Below are 21,000 nucleotides of genomic sequence, written 5' to 3' on the forward strand. Positions count from 1 at the left end.
GGGCAGATGGTGGACATTTCCCCCCGACGCGACGCACAATCCCGCGCATAAGAACGAGGATCAACAGACCATGGCCGAACAAGACACACCCCAGATCATCTATACCAAGGTCGACGAGGCGCCCGAGCTGGCGTCGGCATCGCTGCTGCCGATCATCCGCCGCTTTGCGGATGCGGCCGGAATCACCGTCGCCACGCGCGACATCTCTCTGGCGGGGCGCATCATTTCGGCGTTTCCAGAACGGCTGACCCCGGAACAGGCGCAGTCGGACGATCTGGCGGCCTTGGGCGCATGGGTCAAGACGCCCGCCGCCAACGTCATCAAGCTGCCCAACATCTCGGCCTCGGTGCCGCAGCTGGTGGGCGCGATCAAGGAATTGCAGGCGCAGGGCTATGACCTGCCCGACTATCCGGTCGATCCGTCGGGTGACGCCGAGGCGGACATCCGCGCGCGTTACGACGCGCTGAAGGGGTCGGCCGTGAACCCCGTCCTGCGCGAGGGCAATTCGGACCGCCGCGCCGCGCGGGCGGTCAAGAACTATGCCAAGGCGCATCCTCATTCGATGGGCAAGTGGTCCCCCGACAGCAAGACCCGCGTGTCGTCCATGCCCGCAGGCGATTTCCGCCGCAACGAGACGTCGGTGACGCTGACGGCCGACCAGGCCGGCCCCGTGCGCATCCAGCTGACCGGCGCGGACGGCCAGGTGACCGTGCTGAAGGACGGCCCCGACCTGCCCGCAGGCACCGTGGTCGATGCCAGCTTCCTGTCGGTCGCCGCGCTGACCCGTTTCCTGGAGGCAGAGATCGAGGCGACGCAGGCCGAAGGCACGCTGTTCTCGGTCCACCTGAAAGCCACGATGATGAAGGTGTCCGACCCGATCATCTTTGGCCACGTGGTGCGCACCTGGCTGGCCCCGGTGTTCGAACGCCACGGCGCGGCGCTGGTCGCGGCGGGTGCCGACCCCAATGGCGGCCTGGGCACCGTGCTGGCCCGCGTGGCGCAGATGCCCGACGGCGACGCGATCCGCGCCGAGATCGATCAGATCATGGCGCAGCGCCCGCCGCTGTACATGGTGAACTCCGACAAGGGCATCACCAACCTGCACGTGCCGTCCGACGTGATCATCGACGCGTCGATCCCGGCGCTGCTGCGCGCGGGCGGCAAGGGCTGGGGTCCCGACGGGGCCGAGGCCGACACCAACTGCGTCATCCCCGACACGTCCTATGCCGATGTCTATGACGAGAGCGTGCGCTATTTCAAGGAAACCGGCGCGCTGGACCCGCGCACCGCGGGCACCGTCCAGAACGTCGGCCTGATGGCGCAGAAGGCCGAGGAATACGGGTCGCACCCGACCACGTTCGAGATCCCGCATGCCGGCACCGTGACCGTGACCGCCGCCAATGGCGACGAACTGCACAGCCACGCGGTCGATGCGGGCGACATCTGGCGTCTGTGTTCGACCCGTCAGGCCGCGATCGAGGACTGGGTGCGCCTGGCCATCGACCGCCAGCGCCTGGAGGGCTGCAAGGCGGTGTTCTGGCTGGACCGCGACCGCGCGCATGACCGCGAGCTGCTGGCCTATGTCCAGCCGATGCTGGAGGCGGCAGGCGTCGCCGACCGGTTCGAGGTTCTTGCCCCGCGCGCGGCCACGCGCCTGTCCTTCGAGACGATCCGCGCGGGTCAGGACACCATCGCGATCACCGGCAACGTGCTGCGCGACTATCTGACCGACCTGTTCCCGATCCTGGAGCTGGGCACCTCGGCCAAGATGCTGTCGATCGTCAAGTTGATGCAGGGCGGCGGCATGTTCGAGACGGGCGCCGGCGGGTCCGCCCCCAAGCACGTCCAGCAGCTGGCCGAGGAGAACCACCTGCGGTGGGACAGCCTGGGTGAATTCTGCGCGCTTGGCGAAAGCCTGAACTTCCTGGCCGAAGCCACGGGCAACGAAAAGGCCCGCACCCTGGCCGCCGCGGTCGAGGCCGCGACCCAGGGCGTGCTGGACCACGAACGCTCTCCCGGCCGCAAGGCGGGTGATCCGGACAACCGCGACAGCCACTATTACTTTGCAATGTACTGGGCGCAGGCGCTGGCGCAGCAGAATTCCGACGCCGACCTGGCCGAGGAATTCCGCCCCATCGCCCACGACCTGACCGAGCTCGAGGAGCAGATCGTGACCGAACTGCGCGCGGGTCGCGGTCGTCCCGTCGACTTGGGCGGCTATTATCACGCGGACCCGGAAAAGGTCGCCGCGGTCATGCGCCCGTCGGCCACGCTGAACCGCATCCTGGGATAAGACCCCTTGTGCGCGCGGGTTTTCCCCGCGCGCCATGCCTATCTGCGCGCCGACAGCGTCAACAGACCCTTCTGCAGCAGGATGAAGACCAGCAGCAGCAGGCCGATGACGATCTTGGTCCACCAGCTGGACAGGGTCCCGTCGAAGACGATGTAGGTCTGGATCAGCCCCATCGTCAGAACGCCGACCAGCGTGCCGAACATGTATCCCGATCCGCCCGACAGCAGCGTGCCTCCGATGACCACCGCGGCGATGGCGGTCAATTCCGTCCCCACCGTCGCCAGCGAATAGCCCGACCCGGTATAGACCGCAAAGACGATCCCCGACAGCCCGGCCATCAGCCCCGAAAACCCATAGACCAGCACCGTCGTGCGCCCCTGCGGAACGCCCATCAGGCGGGCGGTCTGCGCGCCGCCGCCCAAGGCATAGACGCTGGTACCGAACCGCGTACGGTGGGCGATGACCATGCCGACGGCAAAGACCGCCAGCATCAGCACCCCGATCAGCGTCAGCCGCCCCTTGCCCGGCATCAGCACATAGGCGCTCTGCAGCTGGCCGAAGAACGGGTGCGTGATGGGCACTGACTGCACCGACAGCAGATAGGCCGCGCCCCGCGCCAGGAACATCCCGGCCAGCGTGACGATGAAGGCGGGCATGGCCAGACGGTCGATCAGGAACCCCATCGCCGCCCCGAACGCGGTCGTAAGCATCAGCAGGATCGCAAAGACCGCCAGCGGATGCAGCCCCGTGTCGCGCAGCATCACGGCGATGAACACGCCCGAAAACGCGATCACGGCCCCCACCGACAGGTCGATCCCGCCCGACAGGATGACCAGCGTCATCCCAACCGCGACGATGCCCAGATAGGCGTTGTCGGTCAGCAGGTTGCCGATCACCCGCGTCGACAGGATGTTCGGAAACTGGCTGTAGGCCAGCGCATAGGCCGCGACAAAGATCAGAATCGTCGCGTAAAGCGGCAGGGCACGGGCGTTCATGCGCGGTCCCCCTGGGCGCGGTGACTGTCGCGCCACAGCCGCCATTCGGACGCGATGCGCGGCGATTGTAGGATCAGGATAACCAGCACCAGCCCGGCCTTGATGATCAGGTTGTATTCGGACGCGAACCCGGCCAGCAGGATGCCCGCACTGATGGTCTGGATGATCAGCGCCCCCAGCACCGACGCCGCGATGGAGAACCGACCCCCCAGCAGGGAGTTGCCGCCGATCACCACCGCCAGGATGGCGTCCAGCTCCAGCCACAGGCCGGCGTTGTTGGCGTCGGCGCCGCGGATGTCTGCGGTCACGATGATCCCCGCCAAGGCGGCGCACAGCCCGCTGGCGACATAGACGGCGATCAGCAGGACCGTGGCGTTGACCCCGGCCAGCAGGGCGGCGCGGCGGTTGATGCCCACCGCCTCGACCAGCAGGCCAAGCGCGGTGCGCCGCATCAGCAGGGCCACGGCGGCGGCGGTGGCCAGCCAGATCCAGACCGGCACCGGCAGACCCAGGGCCGTCCCCGAGCCCAGCCAGGAAAAGCCCGGATCGGTGAAAGTCAGGATGCGGCCTTCGGTGATCAGCTGGGCCACGCCGCGGCCCATGGTCATCAGGATCAGCGTCGCGACAAAGGGCTGGATGCCCACGACCGCCACCAGCACCCCGTTCCACAACCCCGCCACCAGCCCCGCGCCAAGCGCCACCGCCAGCGCGGCCCCCGCGCCAAGCCCCGCGGTCAGCGCCCAGGCCGCCGCCGCGCCGCAGATCGCCATGATCGTGCCGACCGACAGGTCGATCCCGCGCGTGGCGATGACCAGCGTCATGCCGACCGCCAGCAGCGCCACCGGCGCGCTGCGTTTCAGGATGTCGATGACCGGGCCGACCAGCCGGTCGTTCTGGACCTCGATGGACAGAAAGCCGGGATAGAAGACCGAGACCAGCGCCACCAGGGCGGCCAGCGCGATCAGCTGCGGGGCGATGCGCGACAGGACCGTCATGCCGCCTCTCCGGTTCCGGCGATGGCGCGCATGATCGCATCCGCGCCGACCGCGCCTCCGGTCAGTTCCGCCACATGGGCACGGTCGCGCAGAACGATCACGCGGTCGGCCACCGCGACCAGTTCGTCCAGTTCGCTGCTGATGATCAGCAGGGACAGGCCGCCCTGTGTCAGGTCGCGGATCAGGCGCAGGATCTGGGCATGCGCGCCCACGTCGATGCCGCGCGTGGGTTCGTCCAGGATCAGAAAGCGCGGGTTCATCGCCAGCCAGCGGGCCAAAACGGCCTTTTGCTGGTTGCCGCCCGACAGCTCTCCGATGGGTTTTTCACGACCGGATGTGCGGATGTCCAGCTGCCGGATATAGTCGTCGGCCAGCCGGTTCTGTTCCGCCCGCGGTATCGGGCGTGCCCAGCCCCGGCGGGCCTGCAGGCCCAGAATGATATTCTCGCGGATCGACAGGTCGGCCACGATGCCGTCGGTCTTGCGATCCTCGGGGGCAAAGCCGAAGCCCGCGGCGATGGCCGCGCGGGGGGTGCGCAGGTCGATGGGGCCCGCGTCGTCGCGGGCGGTGCCGGTCTGGGCGGGGCGGATGCCGAACAGCAGTTCGGCCGTCTCGGTCCGGCCCGACCCCAGCAGTCCGGCCAATCCGACGACCTCTCCGGCGCCCACGTCCAGATCAAAGGGCTGGATGGTGCCGGCGCGGCCCATCCCCTGGAACCGCAGGATCGGGGCCGTGGGGGCGGCGTCCGCGGCGGGGATGGCCACCACATCCTCCAACGCGCGGCCCAGCATCTGTTCGACCAGGGTCATGCGGTCCAGCCCGGCGATGGGCTGGCTGGCGACGCGGCGGCCGTTGCGCAGGATCGTCACCTGGTCGGCCAGGTCGAACACCTGGTCCAGGAAATGCGACACGAAGACGATCGCCATGCCCTGATCACGCAGCGACCGCAGCACGTCAAAGACCATCCGCACCTCGGCCTTGTCCAGGCTGGCGGTGGGTTCGTCCAGAATCAGCACCTTGCCCGAGATGCGGACCGCGCGGGCGATGGCCACGATCTGCTGGATGGCCACCGAATAGCGGCCCAGATCGCGGTCCACGTCGATGTCCAGGCCATAGCGGGCCAGCGTCTCGCGCGCTTGGGCGCGCATGGCGCGGGTGTCGATCAGGCCGAACCGGCGGGGTTCATGCCCGAACATCAGGTTCTGCGCGACCGTCAGGTTCGGCAGCAGGTTCACCTCCTGATAGACGGTGCCGATGCCCAATTCCTGCGCCTGCAGGGTGGACCGCGGGTCGATCGGGGCACCGTCCAGCGTGACCGTGCCCCCGTCGCGGCGATAGGCGCCGGTCAGGCACTTGATCAGCGTGGATTTCCCCGCGCCGTTCTCGCCCAGCAGGGCGTGGACCTGGCCCGCCGCGATGTCCAGGTCGACATCGTCCAGCGCGCGCGTGCCGGGAAACACCTTGGTCAGCGACCGGATCGACAGCAGCATCGGCATTCCTTTCAGGGGTCGGGCGGGCCTGTCCTGGCCCGCCCGCATGACATCAGTAGCCCAGATCCTTGCGGCGATCGTATTCGCCCTGCGGATCGTCGGCCGAGGTGTACAGCTTGGATTCGGTCTGGATGAACTTTTCGGGCATGGTGCCGTCGGCCCAGTACGCCTCCAGCGCGTCAAAGGCGGGACCGGCCATGTTCGGGGTCAGTTCGACCGTGGCATTGGCCTCGCCCGCGGCGATGGCCTGGAAGATGTCGGGAACCGCGTCGATGGACACGACCAGGATGTCGGTCCCCGGCGCCAGACCCGCCTCCTTGATGGCCTGGATCGCGCCCACGGCCATGTCGTCGTTATGGGCATACAGCGCACAGATGTCCGCCCCGCCGCCTTCGGCCTGCAGGAAGCTTTCCATGACCTCCTTGCCGCGGGCCCGGGTGAAATCGGCGGTCTGGCTGCGCACGATCTCCAGGTTGTCGTGATCCGCGATGGCATTCTCGAACCCGGTCTTGCGGTCGATGGCGGGGCTGGAGCCGGTCGTGCCCTGCAACTCGACGATGCGGCATTCCGCGCCCGCGACCTGGTCGACCAGCCATTGGCCGGCGACCTCTCCCTCGTGGACCAGATCCGATCCCACGGCGGTCAGGTACAGGTCGTCCGCGCTGTCGACCTGACGGTCCAGCAGGACGACGGGGATCTCCGCCTCGGCGGCCTCCTGCAGGACACTGTCCCAGCCTGTGGCCACGACCGGCGCCAGCAGAATCGCATCGACCCCCTGGGCCACGAACGACCGGATTGCGGCGATCTGGTTTTCCTGCCGCTGCTGGGCGTCCGAAAACTGCAGTTGATAGCCGCGCTCCTCCGCTTGGCTGCGGGTCAGCGTGGTTTCCGCCGCGCGCCAGCCCGATTCCGAACCGATCTGCGAAAAGCCGATCGTCTCTCCGTCGGCAAGGGCCGCACCGGCCGACAGGGCCAGCGCGGCAACAGTCGTCAGCATGGTTGCATGGGTCATGTGAACATCCTCCCTGGATATGTGTAGACGTTTGTCCGCGCGGCTGTCTTCCCTCAGTCGCGAAGGTCGTGTGGCAGCAGGGCGTCGGGCAGGTTCTGGAAACAGACCGGGCGCAGCCAGCGCCGGATCGCCAGAGTGCCGACGCTGGTCGCGCCGAAATTCGTGGATGCCGGATAGGGGCCGCCATGGACCATGGCGTCTGACACCTCGACCCCGGTGGGCCAGCCGTTGGCCAGGATGCGTCCGGCCTTGCGTTCCAGCACCGGCATCAGCCGCGCCGCAAGGTCCGTGTCGCCGTCGTCCATCTGCAGCGTCACCGTCAGCTGGCCGTCCAGCGCGCGGGCCACGTCCAGCATCTGCGCATCGTCGTTCGCGGCGACGATCAGGCCAAGCGGGCCGAACACCTCGTGCGCCAGCGCGGGGTTGTCCAGGAACGCGGCCGCCGTGGCGCGGAATACGGCGGGGCGCGCGTTCCGTCCAGGCGCCTCGGCCACGGTCACGGGGGTCGCCGCGCCCGCGACCGCCGCCACGCCGTCGCGGAACGATTGCGCGATGCCGTCGGACAGCATCCCCTGCGCGGGTGCGTCGGCCAAGGCGGTGGCGGCGGCCGCGGCGAATGCGTCGGCGGTGGCGGCGGGCAGGATCACCACGCCGGGATTGGTGCAGAACTGGCCCGCGCCCATCGTCAGGCTGACGGCCCAGCCTTGGGCGATCTGATCGCCCCGCGCGGCCATGGCGGCGGGCAGCAGGAAACAGGGGTTGATGCTGCCCAGTTCGCCAAAGAACGGGATGGGTTCGGGACGCGCGGCGCACAGGTCGAACAGCGCGCGCCCGCCGCCCAGGCTGCCGGTAAAGCCCACGGCCCGGATCAGCGGATGGCGCACCAGCGCCTGTCCGGTCTGATGCCCCGCCCCGTCCAGATAGGCGAACACCCCCGCAGGCATGCCGGTCCGATTGGCGGCCTTCAGGATCGCCTCGGCCACGATGCGGCCGGTTTCGGGATGGGCAGGGTGGCCCTTGACCACGACCGGACAGCCCGCCGCCAGTGCCGAGGCCGTGTCCCCGCCCGCGGTTGAAAAGGCCAGCGGAAAGTTCGACGCGCCGAACACCGCGACAGGCCCCACCGGCCGCTGGATCATGCGCAGGTCGGGGCGCGGCAGCGGCTGGCGGTCGGGCAGCGCCGTGTCGTGGCGGCGGTCCAGGTAATCGCCCTTGCGCATATGGTCCGCGAACAGGCGCAGCTGGCCCGTGGTGCGCCCGCGTTCGCCCTGCAGCCGGGCGGTGGGAAGGCCGGTTTCGGCGGCGCCGGTTTCGGTGATGGCATCGGCGCGGGCCTCGATCGCATCGGCGATGGCGTCCAGGAACCCGGCGCGGGCATCGCGCGACAGGGCGGCGAAATCAGGAAATGCCGCCTCGGCCGCGCGGGCGGCGCTGTCGACGGCGTCCTGGCCGTCAGCGTCCTGCCAGCGGCCAAAGATCAGGTGCTGTCCGTCGCGAGGGTGGGTCATCAAGGTCTCCTTCAGAATTCGAACGGCTCGACGGTATGCCGCCGACCCGAGGTAAAGGCGTCCGCGACCAGCACCATCGGTGCCAGGTCCACGTCGGACGCCCCTTGCCGCACCAGCCGCGCCATGCGGTCATACAGCGCGGGATATTCCTGCATGATGCTGTCGCCGCCCGTCACGGGGCGGTCGTCGATCTGCACGATGTTGCCGCCGTTGCGCAGCACCAGCGTGCCGTGATCGGTGACGATGCGGATGTCCCAGGTCTGCGGCCCCTGCTGGCGGAAATCCAGATCGGCCGTGATGCCGTGCGACAGCTGCAGCAGCGCCGCGATAGGGGCCTGCCGGTTGGCGGGCACGTCCAGGTCGGCGGCCTGCAGGTGCACCGGTTCGGGCAGGATCGCGGTCAGGATCGACAGCGCGTTGATGCCCGGATCAAAGACGCCCATGCCGCCCGCATCCAGGATCCAGTCCTGGCCGGGGTGCCATTTGCGGATATCCTCGCGCCAGGTGATCCGGCCTTCGCGGACGGTGCGACCGGCCAGCCAGTCACGGGCGGCGGCGACCCCCTGAGCCATGCGCGAATGCCAGGTGGCAAAGATCGACAGCCCTTGCGCCGCGGCCATGTCGCGCAGGACATGCACCTCGGACAGGGTGGCGCCGGGGGGCTTTTCCAGCATCAGGTGGCGCCCCGCCCGCAGCACCGCCACCGCCGCGGCAAAGCGCGGCACCGGCGGCAGGCACAGGCTGATCGCGCAGATTTCGGGGTGGGCCTCCAGCATCGTGTCGATGTCGTGAAAGGCCAGAACGCCCGGAACCTGCCCGCTGCGCGACACGGTGGCCGCCAGGTCCCAGTCCGGGCTGGCGGCCAGCGCGGGCACGTGCTGATCCAGGGCGATCTTGCCGATACCGACCAGGGCGATCTTCATCAGTGGCTGTCCTTTCCGACGGCGTTACCGCGGCATCCGCGCAGGAAATCCATGTCGGCCCCGGTATCGGCGCCCATCACATGCGCCTGGTGCAGAAAGGCGTAACCGCTGGTCGGCTGGCCGGGCAGCGGCCGCCATGCCAGCAGCCGCGCCGCCAGTTCCGCGTCCGGGATGTCCAGGTGCAGACGGCGGTTCGGCACGTCCAGCTCGATCATGTCGCCGTCCTTCACGACCGCCAGCGGGCCACCGGCGGCGGCCTCGGGGGCGGTGTGCAGGACCACGGTCCCATAGGCCGTGCCCGACATGCGCGCATCGGAAATGCGGATCATGTCGGTAATGCCCTTGCGCAAGACCTTGGGCGGCAGGCCCATGTTGCCGACCTCGGCCATGCCGGGATAGCCCTTGGGGCCGCAGTTCTTCAGGACCATCACGCAGGTCTCGTCGATGTCCAGCGCCTCGTCGTTGATGCGTTCCTTGTAGTGGTCGATATCCTCGAACACGACCGCGCGGCCGCGATGCACCAGCAGATGCGGGCTGGCGGCGGAGGGTTTCAGCACCGCGCCGTCGGGGGCCAGGTTGCCCTTCAGCACGGCGATGCCGCCTTGGGGGGTCAGCGGGTTCGATGCCGGGCGGATCACGTCGGGATTGTGGTTCATCACATCGCGGACCTCGTCCCAGATGGTCTGGCCGCTGACGGTCAGCGCGTCCCGATGCAGCTGCCCGGCCTCGGCCAGGTGCTTGATGACCACGGGCAACCCGCCGGCATAGAAGAACTCCTCCATCAGGTACTGGCCCGACGGCATCAGGTTGACGATGGTCGCCACGTCCCGCCCGCAGCGGTCCCAATCGTCCAGCGTCAGGTCCACCCCCACGCGGCCCGCCATGGCCAGCATGTGCACCACCGCGTTGGTCGACCCGCCGATGGCGCCGTTCACGCGGATCGCGTTCTCGAACGCCTGCTTGGTCATGATGTCGGACGGTTTCAGGTCGTCCTTGACCATCTGCACGATGCGCCGTCCCGACATCTGCGCCATGACCCGGCGGCGACTGTCCACGGCCGGGATCGCGGCATTGCCGGACAGCGCCATGCCCAACGCCTCGGCCATCGATGCCATCGTGCTGGCGGTGCCCATCGTGTTGCAGGTACCAGATGAGCGGGACATGGACGCTTCGGCCTCCAGGAAGTCATCCTGGCTCATGGTGCCGGCCTTCACGGCCTCGCTGAACTTCCACAGATGCGTGCCCGACCCCACGCGTTCGCCGCGGAAATAGCCGTTCAGCATCGGCCCGCCGGTCACCACGATCGACGGGATGTCGCAGGATGCCGCCGCCATGATCAGGCTGGGCGTGGTCTTGTCACAGCCGACCAGCAGCACTGCACCGTCCATCGGCTGGCCGCGAATGGTTTCCTCGATCGCCAGCGCGGCCAGGTTGCGGAACATCATGGCCGAGGGGCGGAACGTATTTTCGGACGCCGAGAACACCGGCACTTCGACCGGGAAACCGCCCGCCTCCCACACGCCGGCCTTCACCTTTTCGGCCAGTTCCCGCAGGTGCCCGTTGCAGGGCGTCAGGTCGGACCAGGTGTTCAGGATGCCGATGATGGGCCGCCCGTCGAACAGATCGTGCGGATAGCCCTGATTCTTCATCCAGCCGCGGTGATAGATCGTGTCGCGGGACGTGCCGCCATACCATTCCTGCGAACGCAGACGGCGGGGCCAGGGGGCAGGGGTGAATGTCATGGGCCGGACCTCTACAGGGCCGCGACCGCGACAGGCGTCGCGTCGGCGGGGCGTTGCGTCAGCGGATTGACCAGCGGCAGGCCGAAATCCGGGCATTCGATCTGAAAGCTGTCGCCGTCACGCGTGGTGACACCATCGGCGAATGACAGGGTCGCGGTGCCGAAGAAATGCACGTGCACGTCGCCGGGCTGACGGAACAGATCGTACTTGAAATGGTGGTGTTCCAGGTTGGCCAGGCTGTGGGACATGTTCGCCTCTCCGGACAGGAAAGGCTTTTCCCAGATCACCGCGCCCTCGCGCAGCAGACGGCTGGTGCCGCGCAGATCGGCAGGCAGGTCGCCCACCCGCAGTTCGGGGCCGAAACTGGCCACGCGCAGCTTGGAATGCGCCAGCCACAGATAGTTGCCGCGTTCGGTCACGTGGTCGGAAAACTCGTTGGCCAAGGCAAAGCCCAACCGGAAGGGGCGGCCATCTGGGGCGATGACGTAAAGGCCCGCGATCTCCGGCTCCTCTCCGGCGTCCAGGGCGAAGCCGGGCGATGTCAGGGCCGCGCCGGGGGCCACGGCGGCATGACCGTTGCCCTTGTAGAACCATTCGGGCTGCGCGCCGATGCGGCCCGTGTCGGGCTTGCCGCCCTCCAGCCCCATGCGGAACATCTTCATGCTGTCGGTCAGGTTCTCGGACGCGGTCTGGTGCATCGCGTCGCGCGTCGATGCCGATCCCAGATGGGTCAGCCCGGTCCCGGTCAGGTGCAGATGCGCCGGATCGTCATGGTCCAGCGGCACCAGCAGGCGCCCCTGGTCCAGCGCCGCGGCCAGATCGATCGCATCCCCCTGCCCGCGGGCCGCGACCTCGGCCACAAGCCCACGGCCCGCGGCGATCGCCGCCAGCGCCAGGTCGCGGGTCGAGGTCGCGCCGGGGACCAGATGCGCCGCGCCATCGGTGCGGGCGGCGACGGCGCGGGTGCCGTCCGTCAGGGTCAGTTGCGACAGGAACATGGATCAGACCTCGCGGTTCTTGTTGTAGACGTCGAAGAACACCGCGGCCAACAGGACCAGGCCCTTGATCACCTGCTGGTAATCGATGCCGATGCCCATGATGGACATGCCGTTGTTCATCACGCCCATGATGAAGGCGCCGACGACGGCCCCCACGATGCGGCCCACACCCCCCGACATGGACGCGCCCCCGATGAAGACGGCGGCGATCACGTCCAGTTCGACCGCAAAGCCTGCGCGCGGGGTGGCGGTGTTCAGGCGCGCGGCGAAGATCAGGCCCGCAAGGGCGGCCAGCAGGCCCATGTTGACGAAGGTCAGAAAGGTCAGACGCTCGGTCCGGATGCCGGACAGTTTCGCGGCCTTGGCATTGCCGCCGACCGCATAGATGCGCCGCCCGATCGTGGTGCGTTCGGTCAGGAACACATAGATCACCGTCAGCACCACCATCGACAGCAACACGTTGGGCAGGCCGCGGAACCAGGCCAGCTTCCACGTCACGAACAGCAGGGCGGCGGCGACGATGGCGTTGCGCAGCACGAACAGGGCAAAGGGCTCATCCTCGATCCCGTACCGGGCGTTGCGGGCGCGGGTGCGCAGGCCCAGCCACACGATCAGCAACGTGGCCATCACGCCCACGGCCATGGCCAGCCCGTTCGGCCGCCCGATGCCCAGGATGTCGGGAATGAACCCGGTCGACAGCAGCTGGAAATTCGCCGGGAACGGCCCGACCGACTGGCCCGCCAGCAGCCACAGCGACAGCCCGCGAAAGACCAGCATCCCCGCCAGCGTGACGATGAAGGATGGGATCTTCCAATAGGCCACGAAATAGCCCTGCACCGCCCCGATCGCCATGCCCGTGACCAGGCAGATCGCCATCGCGGCCCAGACCGGCATGTCCAGATTGACGATCATCACCGCCGCCAGCGCGCCGACGAACCCCATGACGGAACCGACCGACAGGTCGATATGGCCCGACACGATCACCAGCAGCATGCCAAGCGCCATGATGATGATATAGCTGTTCTGCAGGAACAGGTTGGTGATGTTCACCGGGCGCAGCAGCACGCCCCCGGTCACGATCTGGAAGAACCCCATGATCGCGATCAGCGCGAACAGCAGCCCGTATTCGCGCAGGTGCTTCTTGATATAGTCGCCGATGCCTGCGGCCGGCGCGCGGTCCGTCTGTTCCACGGCCATGTCCTTTCTATTCCCTGACGATCAGCGACATGATCGCTTCCTGGCTGGCCTGATCCGCGGTCAGTTCCCCGACAAAGCGGCCCTCGTTCATCACATAGATGCGGTCGCACATGCCCAGCAGCTCCGGCATCTCGGAGGAGATCATGACGACCCCCTTGCCCGCGGCACTCAGGTCGTTGATGATGCTGTAGATTTCGTATTTCGCGCCGACATCGATACCGCGCGTGGGTTCGTCCAGGATCAGCACGTCGGGGTCGGTGAACAGCCATTTGGCCAGGATGACCTTCTGCTGGTTGCCGCCCGACAGGTTCATGACCTTCTGGAACACCGACGGCGTGCGAATGCGCAACTGCTTGCGATAGGTCTCGGCCACCTCGGTCTCGCGGCCCTCGTCGACGATGCCGCGGCGGGCGACGCCGTCCAGGTTGGCCAGGATCGTGTTGCGCCGGATCGTCTCGTCCAGGATCAGGCCCAGGGTCTTGCGATCCTCGGTGACGTAGGCAAGGCCTGCGGCGATGGCGCGGTCGACGGTGGACAGGTCGACCGCCTGTCCCCGGACCAGGGCCTGACCCGCGATGTTGCGGCCATAGCTGCGGCCAAAGACGCTCATCGCCAGTTCGGTCCGGCCCGAGCCCATCAGGCCGGCGATGCCCACGACCTCTCCGGCGCGGACGGTCATCGACAGGTCGCGGATCATCTGGCGGTCGCGCTGTTCGGGATGCCAGACGTTCCAGCCCTGCAGCTCGAACAGCACCTCGCCCGCACGGCGGTCGCGGTCGGGATAGCGGTGGGCCATGTCCCGGCCCACCATGTCGCGCACGATGCGGTCCTCGGTCAGGCCCTGCCGCGCGTCCAGCGTGCTGATCGTGGCGCCGTCGCGTATCACGGTGACGCTGTCGGCCACACGGCGGACCTCGTTCAGCTTGTGGCTGATGATGATGCTGGTGACGCCCTGACCCTTCAGCTCCAGCAGCAGGTCCAGCAGCGCCTGGCTGTCGCTTTCCGACAGGGCGGCGGTGGGTTCGTCCAGTATCAACAGGCGCACGTTCTTGGACAGCGCTTTGGCGATCTCGACCAGCTGCTGCTTGCCCACGCCAAGCGTGTCGACGATGGTGCCCGGCGTCTCGCGCAGGCCGACCTTGGCCAGCAGCGCCTCGGTCTGGCGGAACGTTTCGGGCCAGTCGATGACGCCGCGGGTGGCGCGTTCGTTGCCCAGGAAGATGTTCTCGGCGATGGTCAGCAGCGGCACCAGCGCCAGTTCCTGGTGGATGATGATGATGCCGCGATCCTCGCTGTCGCGGATGGTGCGGAAATCGACGGGCTGGCCGTCGAAGACGATCCGCCCGTCATAGCTGCCGGTGGGATAGACGCCCGACAGCACCTTCATCAGTGTCGACTTGCCCGCGCCGTTCTCTCCGCAGATGGCGTGGATCTCGCCCTGCGCGACGGTCAGGCTGACATCGTCCAGCGCCTTGACGCCGGGAAATGTCTTGCTGATCCCCTGCATTTCCAGAAGGTCTGTCATGGCTTTGCCCTGGATGGGGACCGCCCCGCGGGGGGCGGTCCGGCTGGTGTCACTGCAACTGCTCGGGGGTGTAATAGCCGCTCTCGACCAGGATCTGCTCCCAGTTCGATCCGTCGACCGGCACCGGCTCCAGCAGATACGAGGGCACGACCTTGACGCCGTTGTCATAGGTCTCGGTGTCGTTCACCTCGGGCTCGGTGCCCTTCAGCATGGCGTCGACCATGCCAACGGTGACGCGGGCCAGTTCGCGGGTGTCCTTGAAGACGGTGGAATACTGCTCTCCGGCCTGGATCGACTTGACCGACTGGACCTCGGCGTCCTGGCCGGTGACGATGGGCATGGTCTGATCGCCCGACCCGTAGCCCACGCCCTTCAGCGACGACAGGATGCCGATCGACAGTCCGTCATAGGGCGACAGGACGCCATGCACGGTGGCTTGGGTATAGTTCGACGACAGCAGGTTATCCATCCGCGCCTGCGCGGCCGATCCGTCCCACCGCAGCGTGCCGACCGTGTCCATGCCCATCTGGCCCGACGGGATCGCGATGCGGCCGTCGTCGATCAGCGGCTGCAGGATCGACATCGCGCCATCATAGAAGAAATAGGCGTTGTTGTCGTCCGGGCTGCCGCCGAACAGCTCGACGTTCCACGGCGACACGTCGGGGAAACGCTCCTCCAGGCCCGCGACCAGTGAGTTCGCCTGCTCGACGCCGACCGAGAAGTTGTCGAAGGTCGCGTAATAGTCGACATCCGGCGTGTCGCGGATCAGGCGGTCATAGGCGATGACCTTGATGTCGGAGGCGGCCGCATTGGCCAGCGCGTTCGACAGGGTGGTGCCGTCGATGGCGGCGATCACCAGGACGTCGACGCCCTTGGTGATCATGTTCTCGACCTGCGCCAGCTGGTTGGGGATATCGTCCTCGGCATATTGCAGGTCGGTCTCGTAGCCGGCTTCCTGGAACTGGCGGACCATGTTGTTGCCATCGTCGATCCAGCGGGCCGACGATTGGGTGGGCATGGAAATGCCCACGGTCTGGGCCGCGGCGCCAAAGGCCAGCCACGACGTTCCGATCGCCAGCGCGATCGCGGCGGTGTTCAGTCTCATGTGATTCTCCCTTTCGGCGCCGTGGCGCCGCCCCTCTCGGATGCTCCCGACAGGACGATAGCAAAAAGGTGGGTTATCAGTAAAATGAGATTCGCGACCTTCAACATACCGGAAAACGCATGTCCGAGATTCCTGCACGGTCCTATCTGAAACCCGCCCAGCTGCGCCTGATCCTGGAGATCGCGGACAGCGGACAGCTGCGACAGGCGGCGGCGAACTGCGCGATGACCCAGCCCGCCGCATCGCGGATGTTGGCCGAGGTGGAACGCCTGTTCGACGCGCCGCTGTTCGACCGCCAGCCCAAGGGCATGTCACCCACCGAGATCGGCACCACCGTTCTGCGCCGCGCCCGCGTGATCCTGCGCGAGATGCACAGCATGTCCGCCGACGTGCATGCCCTGCGCGGCGGCCAGGCGGGGTCGGTCCATGTTGGCGCGGTCACCGGCCCCGCGGTCGGCTATCTGATGGCCTCGATCCGCGAGATCAAGAAGGAGACGCCAGAGGCCGACATCACCGTCGATGTCATGCCGTCGCGCGAACTGCTGGGCCATCTGACCACCGGCAAGATGGATTTCGCGCTGGCCAGGATCCTGCCCGAATTCGACAGCCGCGATTTCGAGATCCTGCCGCTGCGCGATGAAAAGGTGACGTTCTGCGTGCGCGCCGATCACCCGATGGCGCGCGCGCCCATGGTCACGCTGACCGAACTGCATGACCACGAATGGATCATGCAAAGCCGCGGCGCCCCGATCCGCGAGGCCACGATGGAGGCGTTCGCCGCCGTGGGCCTGGCCGAGCCGCGCAACATCGTCAACAGCCCGTCGATCCTGTTCACCATCGCCTATCTGGCGCATAGCGACGCCATCGCCTCGGTCTCTGAGGAGGTGGCGCAGCTGTTGATGCGCCCGCCGGTCCACGCGGGGTTCGCGCTGCTGGCCCAGCCCCGGGAAATCCGCGTGGACCCCTATTACCTGCTGAACCTGCGGCGCAGGCCCCTGTCGCGTCTGGCGCGGCGCGTGCGTCAGAAGGTGATCGAAAAGACCTTGGCCGCGGATTAGGGGCGCGTCAGGTCGACCGGGCTGATCAACGGCTGACCGGCGAAATGCGCCTGCAGGTTGTCGACGATCAGCGATGCCATCGCATCCCGCGTCTGGACCGTGCCCGACCCCTGATGCGGCGACAGGGTGACGTTGGGCAGCGCGGTCAGGCGCGGATCGGGGTCGGGTTCGGACCAGAACACGTCCAGTGCAGCAGCACCCAAGCCCCCGTCCTGCAGCGCCGCGATCAGCGCGGGTTCGTCCACGACCGATCCGCGCGCGACGTTGACGAACAGCCCGTCCGGCCCAAGCGCGCGCAGCACCCGGTCCGAGATCAGTCCCTGCGTGTCCGGCCCCCCGGCGACGATGGCGATCAGGATGTCGCTGTCCTGTGCCAGCTGCTCCAGGTCGGGCTGGAACGGATGGCCCGCATCCTTGTCGCGGCGGTTCCAATAGGCGACCTGCAACCCCTGCTGGCTGGCCAGCTCGGCGATCTTGTGGCCGATCGTGCCCATGCCAACGATGCCCAGCCTGCGCCCGCGAAAGCTGCGCTGCAGGGGGAACGCGCCCTTGCGCGCCCAATCGCCGCTGCGGACCCAGGCATCGGCGGCCACGACGTTGCGCCAGCCCATCTGGGCCAGCAGCAGGGCCATGTCCGCCACCTCCTGCGCCAGCGCCGGAGAGGCGTTGGTCAGCGCGATGCCGCGGCCGGCGATGGCATCGACGTCGAACGCGTCATAGCCCGCCGACCCGCAGCTGATGATTTCCAGCGCGGGCAGCTGCTCCAGCAGGTCCGCGTCGACGGTCGTGTGCCCCATCGCGACCATGCCCCGGCAGGCGGCGCCGTGGCGCGCCAGAAAGGCGGGCTTGTCGTCGGCCAGGTCCAGGCGGTGCAGGGTGAACTGCTGTTCAAGGCGGGCTTGCGCGTCGGGGCGGGTCGGGGACAGCATCAGGACGTCGGGCTTCATAAGGCTCTCTTTCTGGCGGTTCGGGTGCCAGCATGCACCGCGTCGCCGTCAATCGCCACCCATGCGCTGCGGCGGGACCAGCGCGCGGATGACCGCGCCCATGTCGACCACGCCCACCGCCTGTCCGTCGCGCATCACCTGATAGTGCCGCCGCACATCGCCCCGCGACAGGGCGATCACGCTTTCCAGCGTGTCGTCCGCATCCACCTGCCCCGACGGGACACCTTCGCCCGCCTGCGTCATGACCGACCGCACGCGCAGCACGCGGGCGCGGTTGATGTCGGCGATGAACGCCTCGATATACGGGTCGGCGGGGTTCAGCAGGATGTGCTGCGGCTCTCCCTGCTGGATGACCTGGCCGTCCTTGAGGATCACCAGATGGTCGGCCAGCTTCAGCGCCTCGTCCAGGTCGTGGGTGATGAAGACGATGGTCTTGTGCAGCTCCGCCTGCAGCTCCAGCAGCAGGTTCTGCATGTCGGTGCGGATCAGCGGGTCCAGCGCCGAGAACGCCTCGTCCATCAGCATGATGCCCGCATTCGACGTCAGCGCCCGCGCGATGCCCACGCGCTGCTGCATGCCGCCCGACAGCTGGTGCGGGAAATGCGCCCCGTATCCGCCCAGGCCCACCCGGTCCAGCCACTTGCGGGCATCGGCCTCGTAGCCCTCGCGCGGGACGCCTTGCGTGAACAGCGCCATGCCCGCGTTGTCCAGCACCGTGCGATGCGGCAGCAGGGCGAATTTCTGGAATACCATCGACATGGTCTTGCGCCGCAGGTCGCGCAGGCGGCGGTCGTTCCAGGTCAGGATGTTGTCGCCGTCGACCAGAACCTCTCCGGCGGTGGGTTCGATCAGGCGGTTCAGGTGGCGGATCAGCGTGGACTTGCCGGACCCGGACAGGCCCATGATCACGGTGATCTGGCCTTCGCGGATGTCGACGTTGATGTCGCGCAGGCCCAGCACATGGTTGTGACGCGCCAGCAGGTCGGGCTTCGACAGGCCCTCCAGCACCTGCGGCAGGACGCCGGCGGGCCTGCTGCCGAAGATCTTGTACAGATTGCGGATTGAGACCTTGACCGGGGCGTTCATCAGCGACCGTCCCGGCTGACGTCGATGCGCGCCAGCGATGCCTTGGTCACGCGGTCCAGGATGATGGCCAGCAGCACGATGCCGAACCCCGCAACCAGCCCCACGCCCAGTTCCAGGTTGCGGATGCCGCGCAGCACCAGGACCCCCAAGCCCGGCGCCGACACCAGGGATGCGATGACCACCATCGCAAGGCTCATCATGATGGTCTGGTTCACGCCCGCCATGATGTTGGGCAAGGCCAGCGGGATCTGCACGCGCCACAGCTTTTGCCCGCGAGTCATGCCGAACGCGTCCGCGGCCTCGATCACGTCGGGATCGACCAGGCGGATGCCCAGGTCGGTCAGGCGAATGACCGGCACGATGGCATAAAGGATGATCGCGATGCCGTACAGTTTCGGTTCGGTCACGCTGAACAGAAAGATCAGCGGGATCAGATAGACAAAGGCGGGCAGCGTCTGCAGCATGTCCAGAACAGGCGTGCCGATCCGGCGCAGGGTGTTGCTGCGCGACATGGCGATGCCCACCGGCACCCCGATCAGCACGCAGATGAACGCGCAGACAAAGATGATCGCCAGCGTCTGCATCGCCTCGGTATAATGGTCGACAAAGGCCAGAAACCCCAGGGACACGGCCACCAGCCCGACCACCCGCCAGGACCGCGCCACGAACCACGTGACGCCCAGCAGCACGGGCAGCATGATGAACCACGGCGTCGCCACCATCAGCGCGATCATCTGGCGCAGCATCCAGCTGAGCGGTTGCGTCGCCGGGTCCAGCACGATGCGCAGCGCGTCGCGCGCCGACAGGAACGCGCGTTCCAGCCCCAGGGTCAGGTCACGCGTCTGCCAGACCGCGCCGCAGGCCGCATGCAGGTTGTTCAGCGACGGCAGCGGCAGGTCCCACCAGGACACCTCCTGCGCGGCCGTTCCCCCGGATGCCTGCGCCATCAGGTCGGCCATCGACATCGGGCCGCCCCCGCCGCCCGCATCGCACCAGTCCCTCAGTCCCAGGGCGTTGAACAGCCCGTCATAGGTCGCCATGTCAGTCCCCCGATGGATGCGCCTCCGCGATGCCGGACCGGGACAGGCCCCGGCCCGGTCCGCCGATCAGTTCTGGCCCAGCAGGGCCGACAGCTTGACCTTGGCATCGTCCGACAGCCAGCCGGACCAGTCGTCGGTGTTGGTGGTCAGGTAATGGACCGCCACCTCCTCGGCCGAGGCGCTGTTCTCGTCCTGCCAAGCCAGCAGGGCGTTCAGGTCATCGGTCTTGAAGGTCATCTTGCGCAGGAATTCGACCACCTCGGGCTGATCGTCGACCAGCGCCGCGGTGACGGCGGTGACACTGGGCGCCTCGGGGAAATCGGACGCCTGCGGGTCGGGGGCGTCGGGGTTCGTCAGCGGCGTGAACTTGGCCTCGTCATAGCCGCCAAGGTCGATCTTGGTCATGTCGTATTTGCCAAGCGGCACTGTCGGGCCCCAGTAGTAACCGAACCACGGCTCTTGTGCGCTGACCGCCGACCCCATCGACGATGCCAGCGTTTCGCCCGACCCGTGGTTGAACACCTCGATGCCCGCGCCCTCCAGGTCCAGCGCGCGGATCAGGTTGTCGCTGACCACGCGGCAGCCCCAGCCCTCGGGGCAGTTGTTGAACCGCCCCACCAGCTCGGGGTTGTCCAGCACGCCCTGGATGGTGGTCAGTTCGGGATGCGCCTCGGCCAGATAGGTGGGGATCCACCACCCCTCGATCCCGCCCGGATCCAGCACGTTGGCCAGCGTCACCATGGTGCCCGCGGCCTCCAGCCTTGTATAGGCCTCGCCCGCCGAATTCAGCCACAGGTCGGTGACGATGTCCGGCTCTCCATTCTCGGCGACCGAGGTGATGGCCGGGATGGTATCCGACTTGACCAGCGTCACGTCGCAGCCATAGCCCTGTTCCAGCAGGAACTTGGCCACCTCGGTGATGATCTCGGCCGAGGTCCAGCCCATCTGGGCGATCGACAGCGCGCCGCATGTCGCGGGCGCGTCCTGCGCCATGGCGGGGGCGGCAAGGGCGGTGCCCAGTACCAGAACCGTCGTGGATAGAAGATGTCTCATCGTCAGTCTCCCGGTTGATGTCCGTTGGGGTGC

Annotated in this window: 17 protein-coding genes; 2 read left to right on the top strand and 15 right to left on the bottom strand. The window is 67.6% G+C overall.

From position 1 onward, the window contains the following. Positions 1–70: 70 nt before the first annotated feature. A complete protein-coding gene (locus TY51_RS01805; RefSeq protein WP_042245095.1) occupies positions 71–2,293 on the top strand; it encodes an NADP-dependent isocitrate dehydrogenase in 2,223 nt (740 codons plus the stop codon). A 38-nt stretch (positions 2,294–2,331) separates the two neighbouring features. Here TY51_RS01805 and yjfF read toward each other — a convergent pair whose 3' ends face one another. Genes yjfF through chvE form a run of 11 tightly spaced genes read right to left on the bottom strand, consistent with a single transcriptional unit; the run spans position 2,332 to position 15,783 of the window. Continuing rightward, positions 2,332–3,288 (bottom strand): galactofuranose ABC transporter, permease protein YjfF, encoded by a 957-nt coding sequence (yjfF, locus tag TY51_RS01810; RefSeq protein WP_042245098.1) that lies wholly within the window; start codon positions 3,286–3,288, stop codon positions 2,332–2,334. Beyond that, positions 3,285–4,283, bottom strand: a complete 999-nt coding sequence (locus TY51_RS01815; RefSeq protein WP_042245100.1) for an ABC transporter permease — start codon at positions 4,281–4,283, stop codon at positions 3,285–3,287. The genes yjfF and TY51_RS01815 overlap by 4 nt, the downstream gene beginning before the upstream one ends. Beyond that, the gene (locus tag TY51_RS01820) at positions 4,280–5,773 is read right to left on the bottom strand and encodes a sugar ABC transporter ATP-binding protein (protein ID WP_042245103.1); all 1,494 of its coding nucleotides are present in this window, start codon (positions 5,771–5,773) and stop codon (positions 4,280–4,282) included. The genes TY51_RS01815 and TY51_RS01820 overlap by 4 nt, the downstream gene beginning before the upstream one ends. Positions 5,774–5,825: 52 nt before the next feature. After that, entirely contained in the window at positions 5,826–6,785 is a 960-nt protein-coding gene (gene ytfQ, locus TY51_RS01825) for a galactofuranose ABC transporter, galactofuranose-binding protein YtfQ (protein ID WP_081994655.1), read from the bottom strand. Between the two features lie 53 nt (positions 6,786–6,838). After that, positions 6,839–8,293, bottom strand: a complete 1,455-nt coding sequence (locus TY51_RS01830; protein ID WP_042245106.1) for an aldehyde dehydrogenase (NADP(+)) — start codon at positions 8,291–8,293, stop codon at positions 6,839–6,841. Positions 8,294–8,304: 11 nt separating this feature from the next. After that, the gene (locus TY51_RS01835; RefSeq protein WP_042245109.1) at positions 8,305–9,216 is read right to left on the bottom strand and encodes a Gfo/Idh/MocA family protein; all 912 of its coding nucleotides are present in this window, start codon (positions 9,214–9,216) and stop codon (positions 8,305–8,307) included. Next, complete coding sequence (gene araD, locus TY51_RS01840) at positions 9,216–10,958, bottom strand: L-arabinonate dehydratase (protein WP_042245112.1); 1,743 nt, start codon at positions 10,956–10,958, stop codon at positions 9,216–9,218. Before araD ends, TY51_RS01835 begins: the two co-directional genes overlap by 1 nt. Positions 10,959–10,969: 11 nt before the next feature. Next, on the bottom strand, positions 10,970–11,956 hold the full coding sequence (gene araD1 / locus TY51_RS01845; protein ID WP_042245115.1) for an AraD1 family protein: 987 nt from the start codon (positions 11,954–11,956) through the stop codon (positions 10,970–10,972). 3 nt (positions 11,957–11,959) lie between these two features. After that, positions 11,960–13,153 (bottom strand): multiple monosaccharide ABC transporter permease, encoded by a 1,194-nt coding sequence (gene mmsB, locus TY51_RS01850; protein WP_042245117.1) that lies wholly within the window; start codon positions 13,151–13,153, stop codon positions 11,960–11,962. A gap of 7 nt (positions 13,154–13,160) precedes the next feature. Then, positions 13,161–14,678, bottom strand: coding sequence for a multiple monosaccharide ABC transporter ATP-binding protein (gene mmsA, locus TY51_RS01855; RefSeq protein ID WP_042245120.1), 1,518 nt, complete (start codon positions 14,676–14,678; stop codon positions 13,161–13,163). A gap of 49 nt (positions 14,679–14,727) precedes the next feature. Continuing rightward, complete coding sequence (gene chvE / locus TY51_RS01860) at positions 14,728–15,783, bottom strand: multiple monosaccharide ABC transporter substrate-binding protein (RefSeq protein WP_081994656.1); 1,056 nt, start codon at positions 15,781–15,783, stop codon at positions 14,728–14,730. A gap of 119 nt (positions 15,784–15,902) precedes the next feature. Between chvE and TY51_RS01865 the strand changes: the two genes are divergently transcribed. After that, positions 15,903–16,841: a LysR family transcriptional regulator gene (locus tag TY51_RS01865; protein ID WP_042245123.1), complete on the top strand. Its 939-nt coding sequence runs from the start codon at positions 15,903–15,905 to the stop codon at positions 16,839–16,841. On the opposite strand, the gene TY51_RS01870 is transcribed toward TY51_RS01865, so the two are convergent. The 4 genes from TY51_RS01870 to TY51_RS01885 all read right to left on the bottom strand — a co-directional run bounded on the left by TY51_RS01870 (position 16,838) and on the right by TY51_RS01885 (position 20,967). Then, entirely contained in the window at positions 16,838–17,788 is a 951-nt protein-coding gene (locus tag TY51_RS01870; protein WP_042245125.1) for a 2-hydroxyacid dehydrogenase, read from the bottom strand. The two genes, TY51_RS01865 and TY51_RS01870, sit on opposite strands and share 4 nt — an antisense overlap. A gap of 48 nt (positions 17,789–17,836) precedes the next feature. Next, entirely contained in the window at positions 17,837–18,874 is a 1,038-nt protein-coding gene (locus TY51_RS01875; RefSeq protein ID WP_042245128.1) for a glycine betaine/L-proline ABC transporter ATP-binding protein, read from the bottom strand. Further along, positions 18,874–19,914 (bottom strand): proline/glycine betaine ABC transporter permease, encoded by a 1,041-nt coding sequence (locus TY51_RS01880; protein ID WP_042245131.1) that lies wholly within the window; start codon positions 19,912–19,914, stop codon positions 18,874–18,876. The genes TY51_RS01875 and TY51_RS01880 overlap by 1 nt, the downstream gene beginning before the upstream one ends. A gap of 66 nt (positions 19,915–19,980) precedes the next feature. Continuing rightward, positions 19,981–20,967, bottom strand: a complete 987-nt coding sequence (locus tag TY51_RS01885) for an ABC transporter substrate-binding protein (RefSeq protein ID WP_042245134.1) — start codon at positions 20,965–20,967, stop codon at positions 19,981–19,983. Between the last annotated feature and the right edge of the window lie 33 nt (positions 20,968–21,000).

The organism is Paracoccus sp. PAMC 22219 (assembly GCF_000787695.1).
In the GTDB taxonomy this organism is placed as follows: Bacteria; Pseudomonadota; Alphaproteobacteria; order Rhodobacterales; family Rhodobacteraceae; genus Paracoccus.